This window comes from Vibrio phycocola, from assembly GCF_053850235.1.
The window spans coordinates 124,034-145,153 of the sequence record NZ_JBSQDJ010000018.1 but is presented as its reverse complement, the minus strand read 5'-3'; the positions used below and the strand labels follow the sequence as shown (position 1 = coordinate 145,153).

Here is a 21,120-nt window from a genome sequence, read left to right as displayed (position 1 = left end):
GAGCCGTATGCAGTGAAAGTTGCACGTACGGTTCTTAGAGGGGCGGCACTTGGTAACAAGTGTCGTCTACTCGACCATTACGTGTTAGCAATTCGCACATCACTCAAATTAACACACGTCAATAAATATGCATTGAGTTTATTATTTTGATGCGCAGTTAATCGAAATAGAATACGATTCTTACTTATAACGACATTGTTGTCATTTTTTGGTATTCAGACTCACTAAGTTGTCGTGATACAGAGTTTTAGATAGTCTGGTTTCTAATTATATGGACATTGTCACGTGTACAATATCCATATAACAACTGTTCAAGGTATTTATCCATTGTGCTTCGACAACCGATAAATACTTAACTGTTAGGTTTCAGAACGAATGGAATTATCGATTCAATCATATATATCAATTTTCAGTGTCGTTATATCAATAACCGCATTAATTTTGGCCTATTTAAAATTTAGTAATGATAACCCAAAAATCGAGTTTTCATGTGAGATAGGAGAAAAATCTGTTCGCATAACTCTTTTTAACACAGGTAGGCGCCCAGTATTTATAAAATCAGTTGGCGTGTTTGAATGGCCTAAAGGCACACACTTTTTTGGAGCAAATAAATCTGTAGATAAGCTGCTCAATGAAGCAGAGTCATTTACAGTAGAAGAACCTTACACTCTAGTAACCATATGGAAAATCAAACACTTTGTTGCAGTGGATCACAACAATAGAATATGGATTTCTTCAATGAAGCAGATGAGAAATCTGTATGAGATAGCTCATTTTAAGCCAATAGAGGGAACGGACTACTTTACTTCTGGAGGCAATCCAAAGAAAGCTGTTAAAGCCAGTAAAAAAAGAGAAAAGAACAAAGAGAAGTCGATTAAGCAATACCGAAAATTCGCCAAGAAAAATCTCTTTGATTCGAGGCTAAAGTGAAGAATAACCTAACAAAAAGTCAACAACGCTCGTTCCTCGCTCGGACAGCCTACGCTGCGCTCCGGGTGCCGGTTAACTTGGCGTTATATTATTTTGGTGAATTATGAATAATTTGTTTAGTCACTCTCCTAAAGAGTTAACAACTGATGGTTTCTTAGCTTGGTTGATTCTTGAAATCAAAGACAACAATAATGAAATACTTACATTTTTTAAGCGTCTAGATTTGTGCTCAGAACAAGCTAATGAAATTACAAATGTAGAGGTTAGTCGACAAGAAAAAAATACGGATTTGATTGTCAGGTATGATGTTGACTCTGCATCGTATGGCGTTTTGTTTGAAAACAAAACATATTCTAGTATCCACTCAGATCAACTTCGAAGGTATAAAGAAATATTCCCAAATTTCCAACACTATAAGTACCTTAAGTTGGCAAGAGTTAACTATGAAGAAAAAAAAGAAACTAAAAAGAACGGGTATGAAGTCATCGACTCGAGAAGCTTATTGAAAGCTCTAAATGGCTTGTCGTTGAATAGTGAAATTATAACGCAATACAAGAGTTACTTAGTGGAGCAGTTTGTTGAACCTATTGCAGAAATTGAACTATCCATGGTGCCAGAGAATAAGCATCACTTACTTTCTAGCCGCCAAGCACAACAGCATTTAATTGATATCCTATATCAATCTGTAGATGGAATTAATGATTCTATTTACTTTAAATCACGATCTAATGTTGGTGGCTCTGCGTGGACTCAGCTAGATATTGCGCATAAACTGAATGCTTACGGAAATATACCTGAGTATATATTTTGGCGTATTGACAAGAAGTCGGGTGATTACTATTTAAGGCTTAATCAATACGCAGGTATAGACAATGAATATAAGTCCAAGAAAAAGGCAAACCTAACAAAACTCAGAGACGTGGTTGAACCCTTGTTCAAAGAATATGGCTTAACTACATCTAGCCCTTCAAACCGTGGGGTAAAAGAATCTGAAATTAGTATTATCTTCTTTAAAGATAACAGTTTGGAAAGTGTAGTTGACGCATTAGCTCCATTAACAAAAAAGGTAATTGCTCTCTATCAGTGTGTCGAGTATCAATAATATAACAAGAGCGTAAGGCTTCAAATCTTTTGCTTATATAAAACTAATATGTGATAGTCGCCAAACTCGTTCCTGTCCCATTGTGTGTTAGCAATTCGCACATCACTCAAATTAACACTCGTCAATAAATATGCATTAAGTCTAGTATTTTGATGCACAGTTAATCGAAATAGAATACGATTCTTACTTATAACGACATTGTCGTCATTTTTCCATATTCAGACTTACTAAGTTGTTGTGATACAGAGTTTTAGATAGTTTGGTTTCTAATTATATGGACATTGTCACGTGGACAGTGTCTATATAACAACTGTTAGAGTGCTAAGGAGAGTTCAGTGAAAGAAGTCGTCGATGCTGTAAATAATCGTATTAAAACGCCGTATTTTGGTTATGCAATCCTTGCATTTATAGCTTTAAATTGGAGGGGGTTTTTCTTACTTATACTTTCAAAAGGAAAGCCTGAAGAAAAATTAGCTTTGTTTGATGCTCAAACTGATATTTATACACTATTGATCTATCCCTTAGCTATTGGAGCTCTTGTTGCTGCAACAGCACACTGGCTCAAATTCCTCTTTGGTATTGTCGAAAGAAAACCAAAGGAGCTTGTCGAAAATCTTCAGCTTGAAGCCGAACATAAAAAGACAATCAAACAATCCCAATTAGAGCAATCTCGTTCAAACTTATTTGCTGTAAAAGAGAATGAACTTATCGATAGAGCTAAAAGGGATGAAGCTGTCGCAGATATCGAAGATTCAGAAACAAAAGAGAAACTTATTAAGCAACTTGATTCCATTAGAGCCGAACGCGATATGTTATCAAGTGAGCTACAAAACAAGCAGCAACCTGAGAATATGCTGACAAAAGAAGCAAAGGAAATACTAATTGCAGCTTCTTCTGACAAGAACGGAAATATCATGAAAATTAGTACGCTGAGCGATAGAACAATTCAAGCAGGCAAAAACGCCTTTGGTTCTAAAGATCAGAAATCATTTGTAAAATATGAAGCAGCTTTAAATCAATTAGTAGACCATGACTTTGTAAAACCGCTTGGGCATAAAGGTGAAATATTTGAAATAACTCACAAAGGGTGGGAATTGGTAGACGCACTCTAACAAGCTGTTCAACAAGGAAAAGAAACAGTTGGCTTTTGCTCCTTCGTCGCTTATTTTAGCCAACTTATTTTTGCCTGTTAACAGGGCGTTAGGCTATGTAAGCTGAATTCACAGACCAAGTGCAACACTTTTGCTAGCTAATTAGGCAAACTGAATATGAAAATAATACTGACATTACTATCAATGGTTGCTGCGATAATTGCTATTCGAGGGGATACATGGCATTCCGAACAGCAAGGGTTAAAAAAAATATCGAAGGCTGGCTTAGCCCTGTTTTGGGTTGCAGTTCTTTCAGCTTCTCTATCAATATATATTGACTTTGAGGAGTGGACTGAAATAAAAGATCGAAAAGTGAATTCATTAGACAATATATCGAGAGAGCTCCATGGAATAGAGTTGCTGTTTTCGCAAATAGAGCAAAATAAAGATGTCGAGTTATTACTTTCACAATTACGATTACATGTGGATTTACTTGAAAATAATATTGAAACTAACTCACAAGTTTTAGATTCTACAACTGTACATGAAATTTCAGTATATTTGAGATTAATTAAATCGGAGATAGAAGAGCTAACATTTGGCAAGCAGTTTTTGAACGATTCACCTGCAATCGAGGTGTCAAAATTTGCGAGAGAGCTTAGATTTAAATATTGTGAAATGATACTTCTAAAAAGTGGGTTTTGTTATCAAACTCAGGCTAATTTAACTGCACATGAATTTTTTAAAAGAGATGATCCAAAAATAATTAACGCTATAAATAGTGCTAAGTTGTCATTTGTAAGTGTAATTAAACATCGCGATTGGATAGAAGAATCTGGTGCAGAGCTTAGTGTGAAAGTTATAATTCCTTTTGGAGATGGCACGTATGAGCATATTTGGATAAATAGTATAAATATTAATGAAGATAACATTGTTGGTGAAGTTGCAAATAATACTTTGTCAGGATTTGTCAATTTAGGTGATACATACATTACTCCAATGCGTGGTGTTGAGGATTGGATGTTATATTACAATGGAAAAATGTATGGTGGTTTTATGCTTAGAGTGGACTTCGAAAGAATGCCAATTTCTGAAATTAAAAGTTTCAAAAAGAAATTTAAGTATATTATCCAGCCTATTGGTGAACTCCCCCCTTGGGAAGCCTAACAATAGACTATGGTCTCAATAGTTAATTTAGAGCTTTGGTGCTTCCCACATTACGCCATCTCTCAACATTGAATTTAAGATCGCAACCATCTTTCTAATACAGGCAATGATAGCTACTTTCTTGGGCTTTCCAGCCGCGACGAGTCGCTGATAAGTCTCCTTAAAAACGGGATTGGACTGTATTGCGGACATCATCGCCATGTACGAAACAGTTCGAACCTGATGCCGTCCTCCTTGGATTTTTCTATGACCTTTGAAGCGCCCACTTTCTTTGTTCATTGGAGCAACACCAACCAAAGAGCTGGTTTGATTGTCATTGCCAAATCTTCAACAAATCTACAAGTTGCCAAATGAGTAAAAAAGATTTAATTTTTACTCATAGTTAAGTTTTAATTTGATGATTAAAAAAGCAGGTCGAACTTTGAGAAGCACGGAATTGATTTCTATACAGCTCAAGGTTTGTGGAACGACTCTGATCTTATCGAGATACCTGCAAATACAAGTGATGAGCCTAGATATTTGGTCATCGGTATGCTGAATGGTAAGCATTGGTCGGGTGTCATTACATATCGTGGGTTAAATATTAGGATCATTTCAGTCAGACGTTCACGTAAAATGGAGGTGAGCTTATATGAAAGCGCATGAGTTTGATGCTAAGTTTGAAAGTGACGATGATATTTTAGGTGATTTAGATTTATCTAAAGTTAAACGTCCAATGCAAAAACAAAAACGAGTAAATGTTGATTTTCCAGCATGGATGTTAGAATCATTAGACCGTGAAGCTAGCCGAGTAGGTGTTACACGACAGTCGATTATTAAGATTTGGCTAGCAGAAAGGCTTGAAAATGTAGCACATCACCACACTTCAGACTAAACGGCTATCAAAGTATTTAAGAGTGATTCCCAACGCTTGGCATTTTTATGTCATCGTTGGGTTTTGTGTTTATGGCGCAGTGCATTAGGTTCGTGTTAGCGTTGCTCTCACCTTAACAGGGCGGTTGAGGCTGTAGGATCTCTATTTTGAGCTGGTTTTTTAGTTCTGTTGCTGATTTACTCAGTAATGAATTAAGCAATCCTTATCACTGAAATTACTTTTTAATTTAGGCTCATTTAAAAATGATTAATTTTTCAGCATTTAAACAGAAAATGAACGAAAAAGTTAGAATCGATTGGGAAACGCGGATGCAATTGCCTTTCTATAAGAGGGTTCTGTATTACAGTCTGCCTTTTACATTGATATTTTGTTTAGGAAGCAGCTTCCTGTCATATGATCGAAGTTGGGATACTTTAATGGTTATTAAGCAAATTCTTATAATTATTATTGGTTCGATAGTTTTTGAGTTGATTTTGAGCTTTAAATCAAAAGACTAAGCTTGTTATCGTTAAATTAATTGCGTGTTGATAACCTATTGTTAGTTGACCTAAGAGCTAACTAAGTCATCGCCATCAAACCCTTTTTCAGAGGCGTTAAGTGACAGCGATGGTTTTTTTGATTTTAGGCCGTATGTGATTAACCTTCCTGGTAAATCCAGCATAAATCCTCGTAGAACTCTGTCCCGAAATTCTTTGAATAAGAGATATGATCAGCACCATAATTACCGGGCATCAAGTTAAATAAATATTCCATACTTGAGGTTATTTGTGTTGCGCTAGTTTAAGTAAAAAACGCTAAGAAGACTCAACCAAGAAGCAATTTTGGTGGCACAGGGACAGTCTGTACGACTAGGTCTCGCTTCACCACCAAAGGTGTCAGATCGTCAATGAATCAGTATATATAAGGCTTAATTATCTTTTAGGTTTAACAACTAAAACGTTAATCGGAGAATGCTCTACCACTTTGCTTGCAACAGACCCCAACACCACTCGGTCTACTTTTGAACGCTTATGGCTTGGAATCACAATAAGATCAGCACCGACTTTTTCGCTGTAGTTTAATATGGTGGTGTAGGGGCGCCCAGTATCAACTCGCATCGAATATTTCACTTCGTCACCAATGTGAGTTTCGGCAAATTCCCGCAGTTTTGTTTCCACTTCTTCTTTCATTCGTTCAGCGGCTTCTTTGGGAAAGTAGGTTGAAACCAGAGGCATATGAACGCCTGGCATTACATTGAGTAAGTAGAGTTTTCCACCCGAACTTTTGGCATGTAAAATGGCAAGTTCAATCGCTCGATCTGAAAAACCTTTGTCGTTTAGATCAACAGGTACTAGAATTTTTTTAAACATTTTTTATCTCCTTGAGAAAAAGTTAACGTATTAATTTTTCACGTGTTTTCTATATTTGGAATATGCGCCTAATTGTTGGCTGTATCAAGCGATTTATCTATTAATTCTAGAATAAAGTGGTTATTAAAGATGAACTTATTTGCATAAATAAAGGGATATATTGATGTAGCGCCTGTTTCTGCTCTAATTTAGGTTGGTTTATACACATGTGCTCACTACGCCGAGTTAGGTCAATCGAAAATTTGTTCAATATTCCACTATAAAGCCGCTCTATAACAGCGTAGGATCGAGCCACTTTCAATTAGATCAGGTATGCACTTAGGTGCAATTTCAGTAAACATTATGCACCCAACTGCAAAAGCGTCACTTAACAATGCACTACTTATCTCTATTCGCACACCACAGTTTAAAGGTGATGAAGCGCAAGAATCTTTGGCGGAATTGGCTCGCTTAGTGACGACCTTAGGGTTTAAAGTTGTTGGTTCTCAGTCTCAAAAACAAAATTCAACTCAAGGCCTCAATGTCTTGGGAGTGGGTAAGTTGGCTGAAATCGCACATCTCACTGGTAACCGAGGACTTATTAAAGATACCGGCGAAGATCTTGATGACGATTTATTTGATGAGTCGTCATTTGACGATATGTCCTCGGACTATATGCCATTGTCTTCTGTTGATGTCGTGGTGTTTGATTGCGATTTAACTCCGTCTCAGCTGCGTAATGTCGAGAATCAACTTGGCGTTGAAGTGTTTGACCGCACCGGTATTATTATTGAAATATTTAGTCGTCATGCTCGGACTCGGACCGCACGACTTCAAGTTGAAATTGCCCGCCTAAATTATTTAGCACCACGGCTTAGAGAATCAACCAGCGAAAATAACGAACGCCAGATGGGGAAGGGCTCAGGTGAAACGGCTTTAGAGCTGGATCGTCGTAAAGTTCGTGACCAATTAGCCGAATTAAGGCGTGAACTGGTGAGCGTTCAAGATGAATTGAAGGGACGTAGGACCCAACGTTCTGACCTCTTTTGTGTGGCGTTAGTCGGATATACCAATGCGGGTAAGTCGTCGATGATGCGCGCACTGACGGGTAGCGAAGTCTTGGTTGAAAATAAATTATTCGCGACGTTAGATACCACGGTACGAGCTCTGCACCCAGCTACTCAGCCAAGAATCTTAGTGTCTGATACGGTTGGTTTTATTAAAAAACTGCCTCATGATTTGGTGGCTTCTTTTCATTCGACGTTAGCAGAAGCCCATGACGCTTCGTTATTACTGTATGTCGTCGATGCGTCGGATAAAACGTTCCGTACTCAACTTGATGTTGTACACGAGGTATTAGAGCAAGTCGGTGTTGATGGCATTAAACGATTATTGGTGCTGAATAAATCTGACCAATTGAGTGAAGAGCAGCAACACGCGCTAATGGAAGAATTTCCTGATGCGATGATGACATCAACACGCAACCCACTCGATGTGGCACAGTTACATAAGTATATTGTCGGTGTCGCTGAAGAAGAAATGATTGAAGAAGAAATCATCGTCCCTTATACCGCGAATGGGATTATTGGTGAAATTCGTTCGACAATGAGCGTGGCGAAAGAGGAATACGACTACAACCATATTAAATTGACTGTTCGTTCTAATGCTATTGATTTAGCAAGACTAAAAAAGCGGATGCTGGATAAAATCTAGAATAAAGCGGCTATTAAAGACGGAAATCAAATTATTGAGCAAAACGGTTACAACCAAAGTGTAACCGGTTACATTGCATGCTATTATTACCATAATGATTTAGAATTTAGATCGGCTATTAATTTGTCTGGTAAAGGTAAGGGCGCGAATGAGTACTATCGTTGATGTGTGTAAATTGGCTGGTGTTTCTAAAGCCACGGTATCGCGTGTAATTAATGGAACTGGACAAGTAAAAGAATCCACGAGAGAAGTGGTTTTTGCAGCGATGGATCAACTCGGTTATCGTCCAAATAAGCTAGCACAAGCATTAGCGACGAATCGCACCAATAATATTGGGTTAGTTGTTTCGGATTTTGATGGAATTCACTTCGGGCTTCTACTCAAACAGGCTGCCGCGAGTGCTGATACCGCGAGTAAGCAGCTTCTGGTTACCGACGGTAAGAATGATCCAGACCAAGAGTATGAAGCGATTCGCCAGCTTGAAGGGCGTTGTGATGCCGTTGTACTTTACAGTCGAACTTTGTGTGATGAACATATCAAAAAACTCTATAGTCAACTTTCCATACCTTTGGTGATTCTGAATCGATATTCCATAGAGCCTGCATACCATACTGTCTCCTTTGATCAGGAGGGCGCAGTGACTATGGTTATGGAACATTTAATAGCGCTTGGGCACAGACAAATTGCTTGTATTACGGGGCCGCTTGAAAACTTAACCGGTCAAGCTCGTCTATCAGGATATAAGAATGCATTCGAGCCTTATGGAATCCCATTGGTGAATGCTCTTATTGAAAGCGGAAATTACCATATGACAAGTGGTTACGAAGCGTGCAAGAGACTTATTGCCAAGCAAGTTCCTTTCTCCGCTATCGTCGCATTCAACGATAATATGGCGGTTGGGGCGCTGAAAGCATTGGAAGAAGAGGGGATTAAAGTTCCTGAGCAGGTATCTATCACTGGGATTGATAATGACCCGGTCACTGAGTTTTTTAATCCGACGTTAACGACAGTAGAGCTTCCGATTGAAGTGATGACGAAACAAGCCATGGAGCTTGCATTGGAGCTCGTTGATACCAATATTTCACCCACGTCTCATCACCATCACGGTCGGTTAATTCAGCGTAATTCGGTGATACCGTATCACGCTGATAAGAGTTGGTTAGACTTGTAGTTCCTTTCACCTAACCAAGACTTAGAGAATAGTTTTTATAGGGCCGTTTGGCTCTCATGGTGACAAAATGGTAGACCGCGCCGATTAGGCCATTATCATTGTTAAATGAAGTTGGCTCGATGGTAACCAATTCATCGAGGTTAAGTTTGTCTATAACCGCAATAGCTGCGATTAACTTCTTCATTTCTTTCGTCACGTTAGGAATCAAATCGGGTCTGTTACTGATAGCACCACCAATGATGATTTTTTTAGGATTCAACATAAAGGTGAGGTTATGTAATCCAACGGCGATGCTCTTGTAGAACTCGTCAACCACTTTGATGGCAATCTCATCACCTTCTTCGGCCAACGAAAAGATATCTTTGCCTGAGAGATTATCAAAGCTCGGCAAATGTTTATATAACGCATACCGGCGACGCAAACCATCTCTCACCGAGGCCGTTTGATTCATGGTCTCAGAGTTTTTATCAGCGGTGGAGTGTGCATAGTTAATGAAGGTATAGCCAAATTCTCCTGCCATAGAACTGTGTCCGCGGACTAAATGATCATCAAGATAAATAGCGCCACCAATACCTGTGCCTAATGTAATGCAGATGAAATCACGCACTTCTTTAGTTTTGCCTAGCCACTTTTCAGCGAGGGCAACGCAATTGACATCGTTTTCGACTTCGACAGGAAGCATCAGTTTGTCAGTAAGAATCGTTCTAAAATCGAACTCGCAGAAGTCTTTAATCGCACCTCCTGCTTTCAAATAGCCAGTGTCAACATTGACAAAGCCGGGTACAGAGAAAGCAGCACCATCCAAGCTAAACTGAAATTCTAACTCTTGTTTTATATTAACGATGGTTTGAATGATCGCTTCGCCAGTGGAAGCTGTCTTTACTTTTCCCTGATGACGAATATTTCCGCGATCATTTACGACACCAAATTTAATGTCTGTTCCACCAATATCAAACGACAGATAGGTTGCCATAATGCTGTTTTCTCTCCGGTTTTGTAATGAATTAGACTTCTTCGGTACGGTTGGCGATGACGTCTCGATACCAAATGAATGACGCTTTTTTCTTACGCTTCAGTCCATCTTTATGATCGACATAAATGAAGCCATACTGTTTTTTGTACCCGTTTAGCCAGCTCAATAAATCGATCGCTGACCAAGCGAAATAACCTTTAATGTGGACACCATTGGCAATCGCTTGTTTAACGGCCGATAGGTGATCTTTAATAAAGTGAATTCGAGCGATATCGCAGACTTCACCTTCAATAATCGGGTCTTCGTCCCCTAGGCCATTTTCTGTGATGTACATTTTTATTTGGCCATATTGTTCTTTGAGAATATTCAGTCCTTGAACAAAACCTTCCGGAGAGATCTCCCAATCCCATTTAGTATACCGCTTGTCATCCATTTTTACTGTTCGATAGACACCATCGTAACTCGGATCGCCAGGAGAGCCGGTCGCATTTTCACGAGACATATCACGAGTTTTGACTTGGCCGTCTGCTTTTTCAACACGCATAGGTTGATAGTAATTTAAGCCAACAAAATCATTTAGCGGCGCTGCTTCAAAAATGGTCTGCAATTCTTCTTCAGTCCACGTTGGTAAATTGCCTTCTTGCTTGAGTTGTTTGACGACATACTCAGGGTATTTTCCAAGCAAAATTGGGTCAAAATACCAGTTCATTTTAAACTTATTTGCGTGCTCTTGAGCAAATAGATTTTCTTCGGAATTATCGACGGCAAACGCGGGATTGAAAACATGACTTATACCAATCTCACCGAACAGATTTAACTTCTTATATTCGATCACCGCTCGCGCATGCGCATAAAATACATTGTGTGTCGCTTGAAAATATTTTTTCGGGTCGTTTTGAATGCCTGGTGGATGAGCACCTCGCATATAACCAAGTGAACAGAAGACCACCGTTTCATTGAAAGTGATAAAGTGCTTAACGCGATCACCAAATTCGTTAAAGCAGAGTTTGGCGTACTCGATATAGGCGTCAGAGGTGTCTTTGCTTAACCAGCCACCTTTTTTCTCTAGTGTGAGTGGTAAATCCCAGTGGTATAACGTGATAAAAGGGACAATGCCGTACTTTAGACACTCATCAATCAGGTTATTGTAGAAATCGATGCCTTTCTGGTTAATTTTACCTGTGCCATCCGGAAAAATACGCGCCCAAGAAATGGAGAAACGGTAGGATTCGAGTCCCATTTCTGCCATTAGGGCAATATCTTCTTTATAACGATTGTAATGATCAATCGCGACGTCGCCATTTGTACCTTCGAATGTTTTTCCTGGAATTTTGGTAAATTCATCCCAGTTCGTCAGACCTTTTCCGTCTTGATCCCAAGCCCCCTCGACTTGATAAGAAGCCGTCGCAGCGCCGAATAGAAAATCGTTGGCAAATTTCATACTTTATTTCCATTGAATTGAGCTCCTGAAAGGTACGTAACCTTTCAGGAGTATGGTTGGAAGGTTCTTTATAAGCTATTGTTTGTTATTATTTTTTTATACCAATGGTAGCTTTGTTTCTTAGATCGTTTCATTTCTTTGAGGTCAAACTCTTCTCTGTCGACATGAATAAAGCCATATCGCTTAGAACAGCCTTGGTGAGTGCTCACCAAATCAATCGCAGACCATGGGCAGAATCCGAACATTTCAACACCATCAGTTATCGCAAGTTGTACTTGTTCGATATGTTTCTGTAGATATTCGATTCGATAATCATCATTGATAGAGCCGTCTTGTTCGACAGTATCAAATGCCCCTAGACCATTTTCAGTGACGATTAGTGGTAAGGCATAACGCTCGTAAATTTCACGCATTGTGGTACGAAAGCCTACAGGGTCAATTTCCCAGCCAAATTCATTTTTTGTAAGATGCTCATTGCCAACACCTTTGTACGCGCCGACTTCGCCAATCGTGATTTGTTGATCGCCTGTTGAGTTAATATCACTTTCATCACCAGTGCTGGCAGCAACAGTTTGAGAGTTATAATAGTTAAAGGCGATAAAGTCGGGCTTAGCGGTCGCCATGATTTCCATATCACCGGGTTCGATGTCTGGAAGTGCGTCACGCTCTTCTAAGAAACGAAGGGCTGTTTTGTTGTAACGTCCGTACACGGCCATATCCAGATATAACCAGTTGCGCAGCGCGGTAAACGTATTGGCCGCAAGAATATCTTCTGGTTTTGAAGATGCAGGGTAAATGACCGAAATATTGGGAGCAGGACCGATTTTGGCTTCTGGCAGCATTTCGTGAAATAGGGTCATGGCTTTAGCTTGAGCCAGTAACATATGGTGGTTTTGTTGATAGAGATCCTTCATCGGATTCTCACCAGCAACATGTTTTGTCCCTAAAGCGTCACCATGCAAAATCATCATATTTTGCTCGTTGATAGTCAGCCAGTATTTAACGCGATCGCCAAACAATTCAAATAAGGTCTTGCTGTAGAGCGCAAACGCATCGACAGTACTGCGATTTGACCAGCCACCCTTTTCTTGCAAAGCGTAGGGTAGGTCAAAGTGATACATCGTGAGGATCGGTTCAATATTATATTTAAGTAACTCATCAATCAGGTTACTGTAAAACTCAATGCCCTTTTGATTAACTTCACCATCGCCATTTGGATAAATACGAGTCCAAGCGACGGAGAAGCGATAAGCTTTCAACCCAAGTTCAGCAAATAATGCAACGTCTTCTTTGTAGCGATGGTAGTGATCACTCGTGACTGTAAAATCGGTTGTGCCTTCAACCACGTTTCCCATATCAATGACTGACGGGCCTTTGCCATCTTCATTCCAAGCACCTTCAACTTGGTAAGCAGAGGTTGAAGCTCCCCAAAAGAAATCATCAGGAAAATTTTTCAATTTAGTTGTGTCCATTGTTGTTCCTAGTTAGTTAAATCTTGTTACGCGCCTTGCATTGAGCGATGAATATTGATGAGCTCTTCTATAAGTTCTCGCGCTAACATAGAGGTCATGATGTGGTCTTGAGCATGAACCATGATTAGGTTGACGGGGACTTTTCCCGTTCCTTGATCCATACCAATTAGTTGTGTTTGAACGGTATGGGCGCGCTTAGCGGCAGCTGTGGCATCATCTAAAAGTCCGTCAACTTCGTCCCATTTTCCGGCTTTTGCGGCGTAAAGAGCTTGCATCGCACAACTCTTAGATTCACCGGCATTAATAATTAGCTCCATTACGGTTTCTTCTAAATCTTCGATAGGAGAGTCCATTTCGGCAGGACTTGCTTGTGTCATCATGTGTGTTCTCCGGTTAATAATTGGTGGAATAAATGGGAAGCGGCCATGGCTGAATCCCATTTTTATTCGCTATTTTATTATGCTGATTGCAAGCTTTGGGATTCTGATGATTGCTCGGTTACCGCATTTTCTTCTTTCAATAACTGTTTTTCGTAGATCTTGAATAATGGGTAGTAGATAACGATATCCAGTACGATCAGTCCAATGACTAATAAGCCATTACTCATTTCCCAACCGGCACCCCATGCCGCACCAATTGGAGCTGGAGCCGTCCAAGGTACGAGTGAAATCACCTTTCCAATCATGTCTGTTTGAACAGCGGTGTAGGCGATAGTGGCGTTGATCATCGGTGTGCCTACAAATGGAATGAATAAGATTGGATTCATTACGATTGGGCTACCAAAAATGACGGGTTCATTGATATTAAAAAGAGTTGGAACCGCACAAAGCTTACCAATGGATTGGAGGTGAGCTGATTTACTGCGTAGATAAAGTAAGACAAGCGCAAAGGTTGCGCCAGAGCCACCCAGTGTAATGAAGAAACTCCAGAATGGTTCAATAAACGTTGCGGGTAATTCGCCACCGGCCGCGAGTGCATCTTGGTTTAGTCCTAGGTTCACTAACCAGAAAGGAGCCATGATTCCACCCACGATGGCTGCTCCATGAATCCCTGCAAACCATAATGCGTGTGCAAGAAATGCCGCTAAGAGAATGGCGGGCAATGAATCAGACGCTGAAATTAGTGGTGCAAATAACGACATGATGGCGGCAGGCAAAATCATGTCAAACTGCCCTTGTAGTAATAGGTTTAGTGGATAGATGGTGAAAATAACCACGAGCGCAGGAATTAATAGATCGAATGACTGACGTATCTTTGCAGGAACTTGTTCAGGCAGTTTTATCCCAATATTTTTCTCTTTTAGTATGCGAGTCAGCTCGGTAACGTAGATGGAGACGATAATACTGGTGAAAATACCGGTACCCCCCATGAATGAGGCGGATAACTTGCCTTCTTCCATTGGGGCCGCGACTAACAAGAAGGTCATCAGCGAAAGTAGTCCAGTAGGAAGCGCATCTAACTTATAGTGATTTGCTAAGTTATAGGCAATCCCCACACTGATATAACAGGACATGATCCCCATGGTCATATTGAAAGGGGTCATTATTTGTTCAAGATACTCTTGCGATAAGCCGAGCCACCATTGTCCAAACGCGAACGAAGTATCAGGAGAAAAGGGAGGAAAAGCGAACACGAGTAAAAATGAACCGACGATCATAAAAGGCATGCCGCCGATAAATCCATCACGAATTGCACTCACGTGACGTTGTGACGCAAATGCACCAGCGACTGGAGCTATTTTGTTTTCTATGAAATCGAAAAACGGGTTAGACATAGTATTTCTCCGGGGTTAAGCGAGTAGAGCAAGAGCATCGTTGAGTATTTTTTCGCCTTTCATCATGCCGTAATCCATGGCATTGATGACAGCAACGGGTTTGCCTACAGCATCCGCTTTAACCTTAAAATCATTTAATTTGTACTTGATTTGAGGGCCTAAAAGAAAGCAGTCATAGGTTGCTAGATTGGCATCAAATTCATCCAATCCGACGGCTTCGACTTCAACTGAAAGGTTTTTATTGGCAGCGGCTTCTTTCATTTTTTTTACGACCATACTGGTAGACATACCAGCCGCGCAGCAGAGTAGAATCTTAGTCATATTCATTATCCTTTTTTGTCATTCTTGTTTTCTACGATAGGTTACATCTTGTTTCCGAAATAAATGTAACCGGTTTCGGAAACCGGTTACAGTAACCGGTACCATTTATGTGATTGATCTCTTTTTTTTATGCTAATTGGCGATGAAAAGTTTCGGTGGGATCTAATTTTTTCATAGCTGGATCACAAGAAAATAGAATTGGAGTAAAATTTGAGCTGGTTTAGAGCTTTGTGGTCTCGGTTTCTTTATGTAGATCCTAAAGGTCAACGAGTGGTATACACAGAGTGATGTTGGTTGGAAGATTAAGGCGAGTTATTGATAAAGGTGAATAAAAAGGTGACAACAAAAACGAAAAAAGGGTGCAGATTTGCTGCACCCTTCTTGAATTGATTACATTGGGAAGTCTAGGTTTCTATTTTGAAACCACATCCCATTGCTTTAACGTGGTATCAGCTTCACTACACTCTACTAATTGTAAAGCACGCTTAACCCAAGGTCCTGCTTCTACAGTCTCAGTCGTTACGGCAATACACTTTTCGAGATCTTCTGCGAGTCTAAACGTCTTATCGTCTGATTGATAAACAAATTTTTGATGAGGATGGTCACTACAGTCAAGTAAGGCAAATTCTGATTTACCTTTGGCGATTAGAACCTGCATACAATTGCCTTCAAATGCATAAGATTCAATCTGCTGTGTCTCAGCTTTATATTCAAAACGGACATCATGACCAGAGTGATCTCTTGGTGATCCTTCATCGGTTTTTGGTTTACAAGTATGTGTCTGCATCAGTTCTGACAGGCCTGCGCCATATGTATCTATACAGAAACCGTACCCGTTAGGTTCATCGATATTATCGGTTAATACAATATAAGGAGCAGCGGTAGGGACATCTGGTGCAGCGGCGGATGCATATCCAGAAACACAAACAAATAGAGATAAGAGTGATATTTTTAGTGTAGAGCGGTTCATAGGGCGTCCTTCTGTTTAGTTATTATAATCACAGCGTGTTTTTACTATAACAGTAGAGGGCAACGTTTGCTACGTAACCCACGGCAATTGACTTAAAGGGCATGTAACGAGTTCTCAAGAATTGCGTTATTTTAGGAAGGGAACGGATTTGATTGAAATAGAAAAAGAAGAAAAAATTATCGTTAACATTCAAAATGTTAACGATAACTTATAGATAGGTATCAATGTCGTCCTATTTTGAAACTACGTCCCACTGCTTTAACGTTGAGTCAATTTCATCACACTTAGCCAGTTGCAAAGTACGCTTAACCCAAGGTCCGGCTTTAACTGTTTCTGTATTTACGACAACACATTGCTCGAGTTCGTCTGCGAGTCTAAATGTTTTGTCTTCTGATTGGTAAGCAAATTGTTGATGTGCATGGTCGCTACAATCAAGTAGGGCAAACTCTGACTTTCCTTTCGCGATTAAAACCTGTACGCATTGATTTTCGTAGGCAAACGAACGAATCTGTTTTGTTGCTGTATCGTATTCAAAACGAACATCATTGCCACCAGCATATTTTGGTGAATCTTTTGCTACTTGTGGTTTACAAGTATGAGTGTGCATAAGTTCTGATTGACCTGCACCAAAAGTATCAATACAGAAACCGTATCCATTTGGCTCATCTAGGTTATCAGAAAGTACGATATAAGGGGCTTCAGTCGGAACATCTGGTGCTGCCGCAGATGCATAGCCAGAAAAGCATACTACTAGAGATAAAAGTGAAACTTTGAACATTGAGCGGTTCATATATCTTCCTTATTTATGTCGTTATTATAGTTTTAATTTTCGCGCCTAACTATCATGGTAGGGGCTTTGATTTCTACGTTGATGCCTTTTTGTTTGTAACGGCTAATAGTGCTAGTCGCTAAGATTAAGGCTTTTTGTACGTAGCTTGTTATACCGTTGCACGGTTGAGTGGTGCATATACAACATTATTTTATTAAAATATGGCATAAATAGCGAATGTAAATTATTTCTATTTATGAATTTTCCAATTTCTCAATTAAGCGGATTGACTCATATTAGATTGTTGCTCTTTCTTCATCGAAACCACAAGTGCCACAACGCTAATGCCTAACATTAACAACGCTAGAATCCATAACCCTTGAATCAGTACCAATGTGGAAAGTGCAGCAACGACGGCACTAATAATCGATTGGGAAGCGCCAATATACGCAGATGCTGTCCCTGCATTTTTCTTAAAGTAAGCCATAAAACAGGCATTTGAATTGCCCATTATCCCACCTAACGAAGAGAGCGCTATCGCAAAGCCGATAGAGGTAATAATCCAAAGGTCGGGTACCACTAGCTGCGAAATCAGAACGACTAAAACCCCAACTACCTGCATTCCGATAAATAAGCTGAGCAGCTTTTGCGGAGAGTGGCTACTTAGTAGGTATGAGTTAATTCTATTTACAACAATACTGCCGCTGGTATTAATCAGAAACAGAGCCGAAAACAGCTCTTCGCTTAGTTCATATTGTTCAATAAAAATCAACGAAGAGTTGGTTAAAAAGATCATGAGTATAGAAAAAGTTGCTGCTTGAATGACAACGTATTTTCTAGCTTCTTTGGTATTAAATATTTCTACAAAGCTACGTACGATACTTGGATTATCTTGTTTCTCGTATTTATAGTTATTTGGAACAATCAGTAACCCTGCAAAGATAACGACTATCGAAAAAATGGACATGAGTATAAAAACCCAATGCCAACTCAATAGTTTTAAAATTAAGGTACCGACGGTTGGTGCAATAGAAGGCGCGACCATCATAATCAAAGAGATGAGTGTAAATAATTTTGCGGCTTCTTTACCCGTTGCGGTATCGCGGATAATCGCAGGAACACAGACAAACGCCATCCCACCGCCGAGCGCTTGAATAACCCTACCGACATAAAGACTGGATAAACTTCCTGCTCCAGCAATCAAGAAACCGCCAATGGCAAACATAATCAAGCCGAGAATAACGGTGACGCGTCGTCCTGCTCGATCGCATAGTGGACCACCAAATAATTGCCCAAATGCCATCGCAAATACATAAATGCTCACCGTAAGAGCAACAGGCCCTGAGTCAACATTCAGGTCTTTAGCCATTAAAGGTATACCCGGTAAATAGCTATCGGTAGCGAAAGGGGCCAATGCAAAAACACTGGCAAGAAATAGAACTAACTTAAAAGGAACTGTTTTCATTAATTACTCATTATTCGTTGAAGCTTTTTCATGTACATAACTTGACGTGTATTCATCGTTAAATACAAGAATAAGGTTACGCAGTGCGACGCTGTGTGTATTAACTTGAAATGCATCCAAGTCTAATACGGAATATACTATAGTGAACTGTAGCACTTAGTTGTTGCAGGTGCAACGATGGTCATTTATAGTGTTCAGTCTATATTTCCCCTAGTTCATTTTTGGGAAACCATTATTTTAGAAGAATTTCAATACTTTCAGCACAATGCTATTTGCAGGTCACTCTATTATGAAATCTATTCACAATGACAAGATAGAACACCAACCTATGTTTATTTGTGGTGCCGTACACCGACAATTTAGAAATAACGTAACCACAGCCTTGTCAAAAGAGAAGCTGATGACTTTAGAAATGTCTAGGGCACTGGCCGCTGTTCAGGAAAACCAACCACTAAGTCAGCAGCAACTGGCAGATATTATTCAGAATGAACGCAGTGCGACTAAGCGTATGGTCGACAACCTAGAAAAACGCGGTTATTTGGTTACATCAAAGGCTGAAAATAATAAGAAACTTAAAATGTTAAACCTCACCGAGCTTGGTGAAGCAGAGCTTGAGATCGTAAAGACAACGATAACGCCTATAGAACAAAAATTTTATGATTGTTTCAGTGAAGAAGAGTCAAAAGAATTCTTGCGGTTGATTCGTAAACTGGGTGCTGAACATTTACGCTAGTGTTGGCGTAAGCAACATCACTTAGAGCGGGTTAAAGACAATTTAGAAAAGCAGTAATTAATGTTAAGTAAAAAAATGGCGGTCATATGACCGCCATTATTATTTTGAGTGTTTAATTAAGCACTCTCTTTACTCGCTAAGTATTCCATTTCGCCAGGGAAACGGGCTTGGTGTAGCTCTTCATAAGGCTTAGAAAGATCAGGCTTCCATTCTTCAGGAATTGGACGCTTAGTACACTTCATCACACCATTTTCTTGGCTGATGATAACCCAAGCTAGCCAATCTTGGTCATTACGAGCTGGGATATCTTCACGGTAATGCGAACCACGACTTTCATCACGGAATAGTGAAGCGCGCAGCTTCATTTCTGCATTGAGCACCATGTTGATGGTTTCATGAACAAGGCGCAATTCGTGAGAATTACTTGCTTTCATTTTAGGAAGAACACTTTGTTGTAAATACTCAATGTTCATAATTGCCGCTTCTAGTGTTTCTTTACGTTTTGCATAAAGAACGAAATAAGGCGTCATTATGTGCTGTAAATATTGAGTAACCCAAGTCGGTGAATAACCTCTCTCGCGCTTAAGCGGAGCGAAGGCAGCATCGATTTTTTGTTGAATCTCATCGTCACTTACTTCTGGTAGTGTTGATAAGCCTTTGATGTATTCTGAGGCTTCATTACCTGCGCGCGCACCTTGTACCGTTGAGCCACAAGAACTTACACCTAAGCCATTGATAGCAGAATAGGTAGAATCACCCGCTGCATATAGGCCGTTCACACCAGCTTGATGACTACCGATTTTAGTGAAGATACCATCGAAACGGTGTTGTGCCATACCTGACGTCGCCGCAAAGTACAGTTCTTCATCTTCGTCTAGAATGTGTGGGCCTTTCTGACCTTTACTACCGAACATCACCTCTGGCGTAACAGGGACATCACCACGCATTGCTGCATAGGTCATATCATCACCACCAATCATCGGGAATGGCGGACGAGGCGGTCTGAAATCCGGATCAAGTGGCACATAGTCAGGGTTATCTGAAGGCGCTACGCCATCGATAATCGGTTTTCCGTCGACAAATGGTGGTGGAAATGCGTCGAATTTGACCATTAGGGTCAGTTCAAATTCAGGGCCGAATGCGCCCCAAGGGTGACATAAGTGACGCTTCTTAGTTTCATGCGGATCGACGTTTTCTTTACCAGAAATTTCAGCACCTAAACGGTAAGCCATGGCTTGTCCATCGTGGGTTAGGGCACCAATAGGGTAACCTGGTACTTTAAAGCTACCAGCACCAGTACACAGAATGACCGATTTTGCTTTAATCACAACCGCCTGTTCACGCTGGTTAAAGAAACCAATCGCACCGACGACTTGTCCATCTTTTTCAATCAGATCAACAATTGTGACTTTTTCTAATAATTTAACGTCGTTCTCGCGTAGCTTTTTACGGAATACATCGCCTTGGTTTTTGTCGCCATCGGGTCTGTCAACTGCGCCCCAGTCAGCCATCTCGCGGTAACGATCAAGTGAATCTTCATGCCACATTTCAACGATATCGCGGCGTACCAAGTAATCGCTGTCACGCGCGGTACTTTGAATGGTGTGTTCTCTTGGCTGACCCGATTTCGGATCGAAAACTTGGAAACCAACAGCCCAAGGAGTTTTGCCACCCATCCCTGCACGGCCTTTATCAACCACTAATACATCAAAGCCTTGCTCTTTAGCTTTAATCGCAGCAAACGTTCCGGCATAACCACTACCAATGACTAAAATGTCGGTGGTGTACTCTTTGTAAGTTGTATTTGTATTGTTCATTTTTTCGCT

At 40.2% G+C, this 21,120-nt stretch carries 19 protein-coding genes and 2 pseudogenes; 9 read left to right on the top strand and 12 right to left on the bottom strand.

The window, feature by feature from the left end:
* The first annotated feature begins 375 nt into the window (after positions 1-375).
* The 4 genes from ACWU4D_RS17675 (at position 376) to ACWU4D_RS17660 (ending at position 4,290) form a co-directional block, all read left to right on the top strand.
* Entirely contained in the window at positions 376-930 is a 555-nt protein-coding gene (locus ACWU4D_RS17675; protein WP_456052769.1) for a hypothetical protein, read from the top strand.
* 103 nt (positions 931-1,033) lie between these two features.
* Complete coding sequence (locus ACWU4D_RS17670) at positions 1,034-2,032, top strand: hypothetical protein (RefSeq protein ID WP_456052768.1); 999 nt, start codon at positions 1,034-1,036, stop codon at positions 2,030-2,032.
* Positions 2,033-2,367: 335 nt separating this feature from the next.
* Positions 2,368-3,144, top strand: coding sequence for a hypothetical protein (locus tag ACWU4D_RS17665; protein ID WP_456052767.1), 777 nt, complete (start codon positions 2,368-2,370; stop codon positions 3,142-3,144).
* A gap of 156 nt (positions 3,145-3,300) precedes the next feature.
* Positions 3,301-4,290, top strand: a complete 990-nt coding sequence (locus tag ACWU4D_RS17660) for a DUF2314 domain-containing protein (protein ID WP_456052766.1) — start codon at positions 3,301-3,303, stop codon at positions 4,288-4,290.
* Between the two features lie 27 nt (positions 4,291-4,317).
* On the opposite strand, the pseudogene ACWU4D_RS17655 reads toward ACWU4D_RS17660, so the two are convergent.
* Positions 4,318-4,605, bottom strand: a pseudogene (locus ACWU4D_RS17655) (transposase); the annotation flags it as partial.
* A 90-nt stretch (positions 4,606-4,695) separates the two neighbouring features.
* Between ACWU4D_RS17655 and ACWU4D_RS17650 the strand changes: the two are divergent.
* A pseudogene (locus ACWU4D_RS17650) lies at positions 4,696-4,935 on the top strand (BrnT family toxin); the annotation flags it as partial.
* Complete coding sequence (brnA, locus tag ACWU4D_RS17645) at positions 4,922-5,164, top strand: type II toxin-antitoxin system BrnA family antitoxin (RefSeq protein ID WP_456052765.1); 243 nt, start codon at positions 4,922-4,924, stop codon at positions 5,162-5,164. The pseudogene ACWU4D_RS17650 and the gene brnA, both read left to right, overlap by 14 nt.
* Before the next feature lie 911 nt (positions 5,165-6,075).
* Here the strand turns inward: brnA and ACWU4D_RS17640 are convergent.
* Positions 6,076-6,513 (bottom strand): universal stress protein, encoded by a 438-nt coding sequence (locus tag ACWU4D_RS17640; RefSeq protein ID WP_456052764.1) that lies wholly within the window; start codon positions 6,511-6,513, stop codon positions 6,076-6,078.
* Between the two features lie 342 nt (positions 6,514-6,855).
* Between ACWU4D_RS17640 and hflX the strand changes: the two genes are divergently transcribed.
* A complete protein-coding gene (gene hflX, locus ACWU4D_RS17635; RefSeq protein WP_456052777.1) occupies positions 6,856-8,205 on the top strand; it encodes a GTPase HflX in 1,350 nt (449 codons plus the stop codon).
* 148 nt (positions 8,206-8,353) lie between these two features.
* Complete coding sequence (locus tag ACWU4D_RS17630; protein ID WP_456052763.1) at positions 8,354-9,376, top strand: LacI family DNA-binding transcriptional regulator; 1,023 nt, start codon at positions 8,354-8,356, stop codon at positions 9,374-9,376.
* A 10-nt stretch (positions 9,377-9,386) separates the two neighbouring features.
* Here the strand turns inward: ACWU4D_RS17630 and ACWU4D_RS17625 are convergent, their stop codons facing one another.
* From ACWU4D_RS17625 to ACWU4D_RS17585, 9 genes are all read right to left on the bottom strand, one after another.
* Positions 9,387-10,349, bottom strand: coding sequence for an ROK family protein (locus ACWU4D_RS17625; protein WP_456052762.1), 963 nt, complete (start codon positions 10,347-10,349; stop codon positions 9,387-9,389).
* A gap of 31 nt (positions 10,350-10,380) precedes the next feature.
* Positions 10,381-11,790, bottom strand: coding sequence for a glycoside hydrolase family 1 protein (locus ACWU4D_RS17620; protein WP_456052761.1), 1,410 nt, complete (start codon positions 11,788-11,790; stop codon positions 10,381-10,383).
* Positions 11,791-11,858: 68 nt separating this feature from the next.
* Entirely contained in the window at positions 11,859-13,262 is a 1,404-nt protein-coding gene (locus ACWU4D_RS17615) for a glycoside hydrolase family 1 protein (RefSeq protein WP_456052760.1), read from the bottom strand.
* A gap of 26 nt (positions 13,263-13,288) precedes the next feature.
* Positions 13,289-13,642 (bottom strand): PTS lactose/cellobiose transporter subunit IIA, encoded by a 354-nt coding sequence (locus ACWU4D_RS17610; RefSeq protein ID WP_456052759.1) that lies wholly within the window; start codon positions 13,640-13,642, stop codon positions 13,289-13,291.
* A gap of 77 nt (positions 13,643-13,719) precedes the next feature.
* A complete protein-coding gene (locus ACWU4D_RS17605; RefSeq protein ID WP_456052758.1) occupies positions 13,720-15,036 on the bottom strand; it encodes a PTS sugar transporter subunit IIC in 1,317 nt (438 codons plus the stop codon).
* Positions 15,037-15,051: 15 nt separating this feature from the next.
* A complete protein-coding gene (locus tag ACWU4D_RS17600) occupies positions 15,052-15,357 on the bottom strand; it encodes a PTS sugar transporter subunit IIB (protein ID WP_456052757.1) in 306 nt (101 codons plus the stop codon).
* Between the two features lie 412 nt (positions 15,358-15,769).
* The gene (locus ACWU4D_RS17595) at positions 15,770-16,327 is read right to left on the bottom strand and encodes a ricin-type beta-trefoil lectin domain protein (RefSeq protein ID WP_456052756.1); all 558 of its coding nucleotides are present in this window, start codon (positions 16,325-16,327) and stop codon (positions 15,770-15,772) included.
* Positions 16,328-16,559: 232 nt separating this feature from the next.
* Positions 16,560-17,117, bottom strand: coding sequence for a ricin-type beta-trefoil lectin domain protein (locus ACWU4D_RS17590; RefSeq protein WP_456052755.1), 558 nt, complete (start codon positions 17,115-17,117; stop codon positions 16,560-16,562).
* A 256-nt stretch (positions 17,118-17,373) separates the two neighbouring features.
* Positions 17,374-18,561 carry a multidrug effflux MFS transporter gene (locus ACWU4D_RS17585; protein WP_456052754.1) on the bottom strand — a complete coding sequence of 396 codons (1,188 nt, stop codon included), beginning with the start codon at positions 18,559-18,561 and terminating at the stop codon, positions 17,374-17,376.
* Positions 18,562-18,850: 289 nt separating this feature from the next.
* Between ACWU4D_RS17585 and ACWU4D_RS17580 the strand changes: the two genes are divergently transcribed.
* Positions 18,851-19,294: a MarR family winged helix-turn-helix transcriptional regulator gene (locus tag ACWU4D_RS17580; protein ID WP_456052753.1), complete on the top strand. Its 444-nt coding sequence runs from the start codon at positions 18,851-18,853 to the stop codon at positions 19,292-19,294.
* A gap of 116 nt (positions 19,295-19,410) precedes the next feature.
* Here ACWU4D_RS17580 and ACWU4D_RS17575 read toward each other — a convergent pair whose 3' ends face one another.
* On the bottom strand, positions 19,411-21,111 hold the full coding sequence (locus tag ACWU4D_RS17575; protein ID WP_456052752.1) for an FAD-binding protein: 1,701 nt from the start codon (positions 21,109-21,111) through the stop codon (positions 19,411-19,413).
* Positions 21,112-21,120 lie beyond the last annotated feature (9 nt).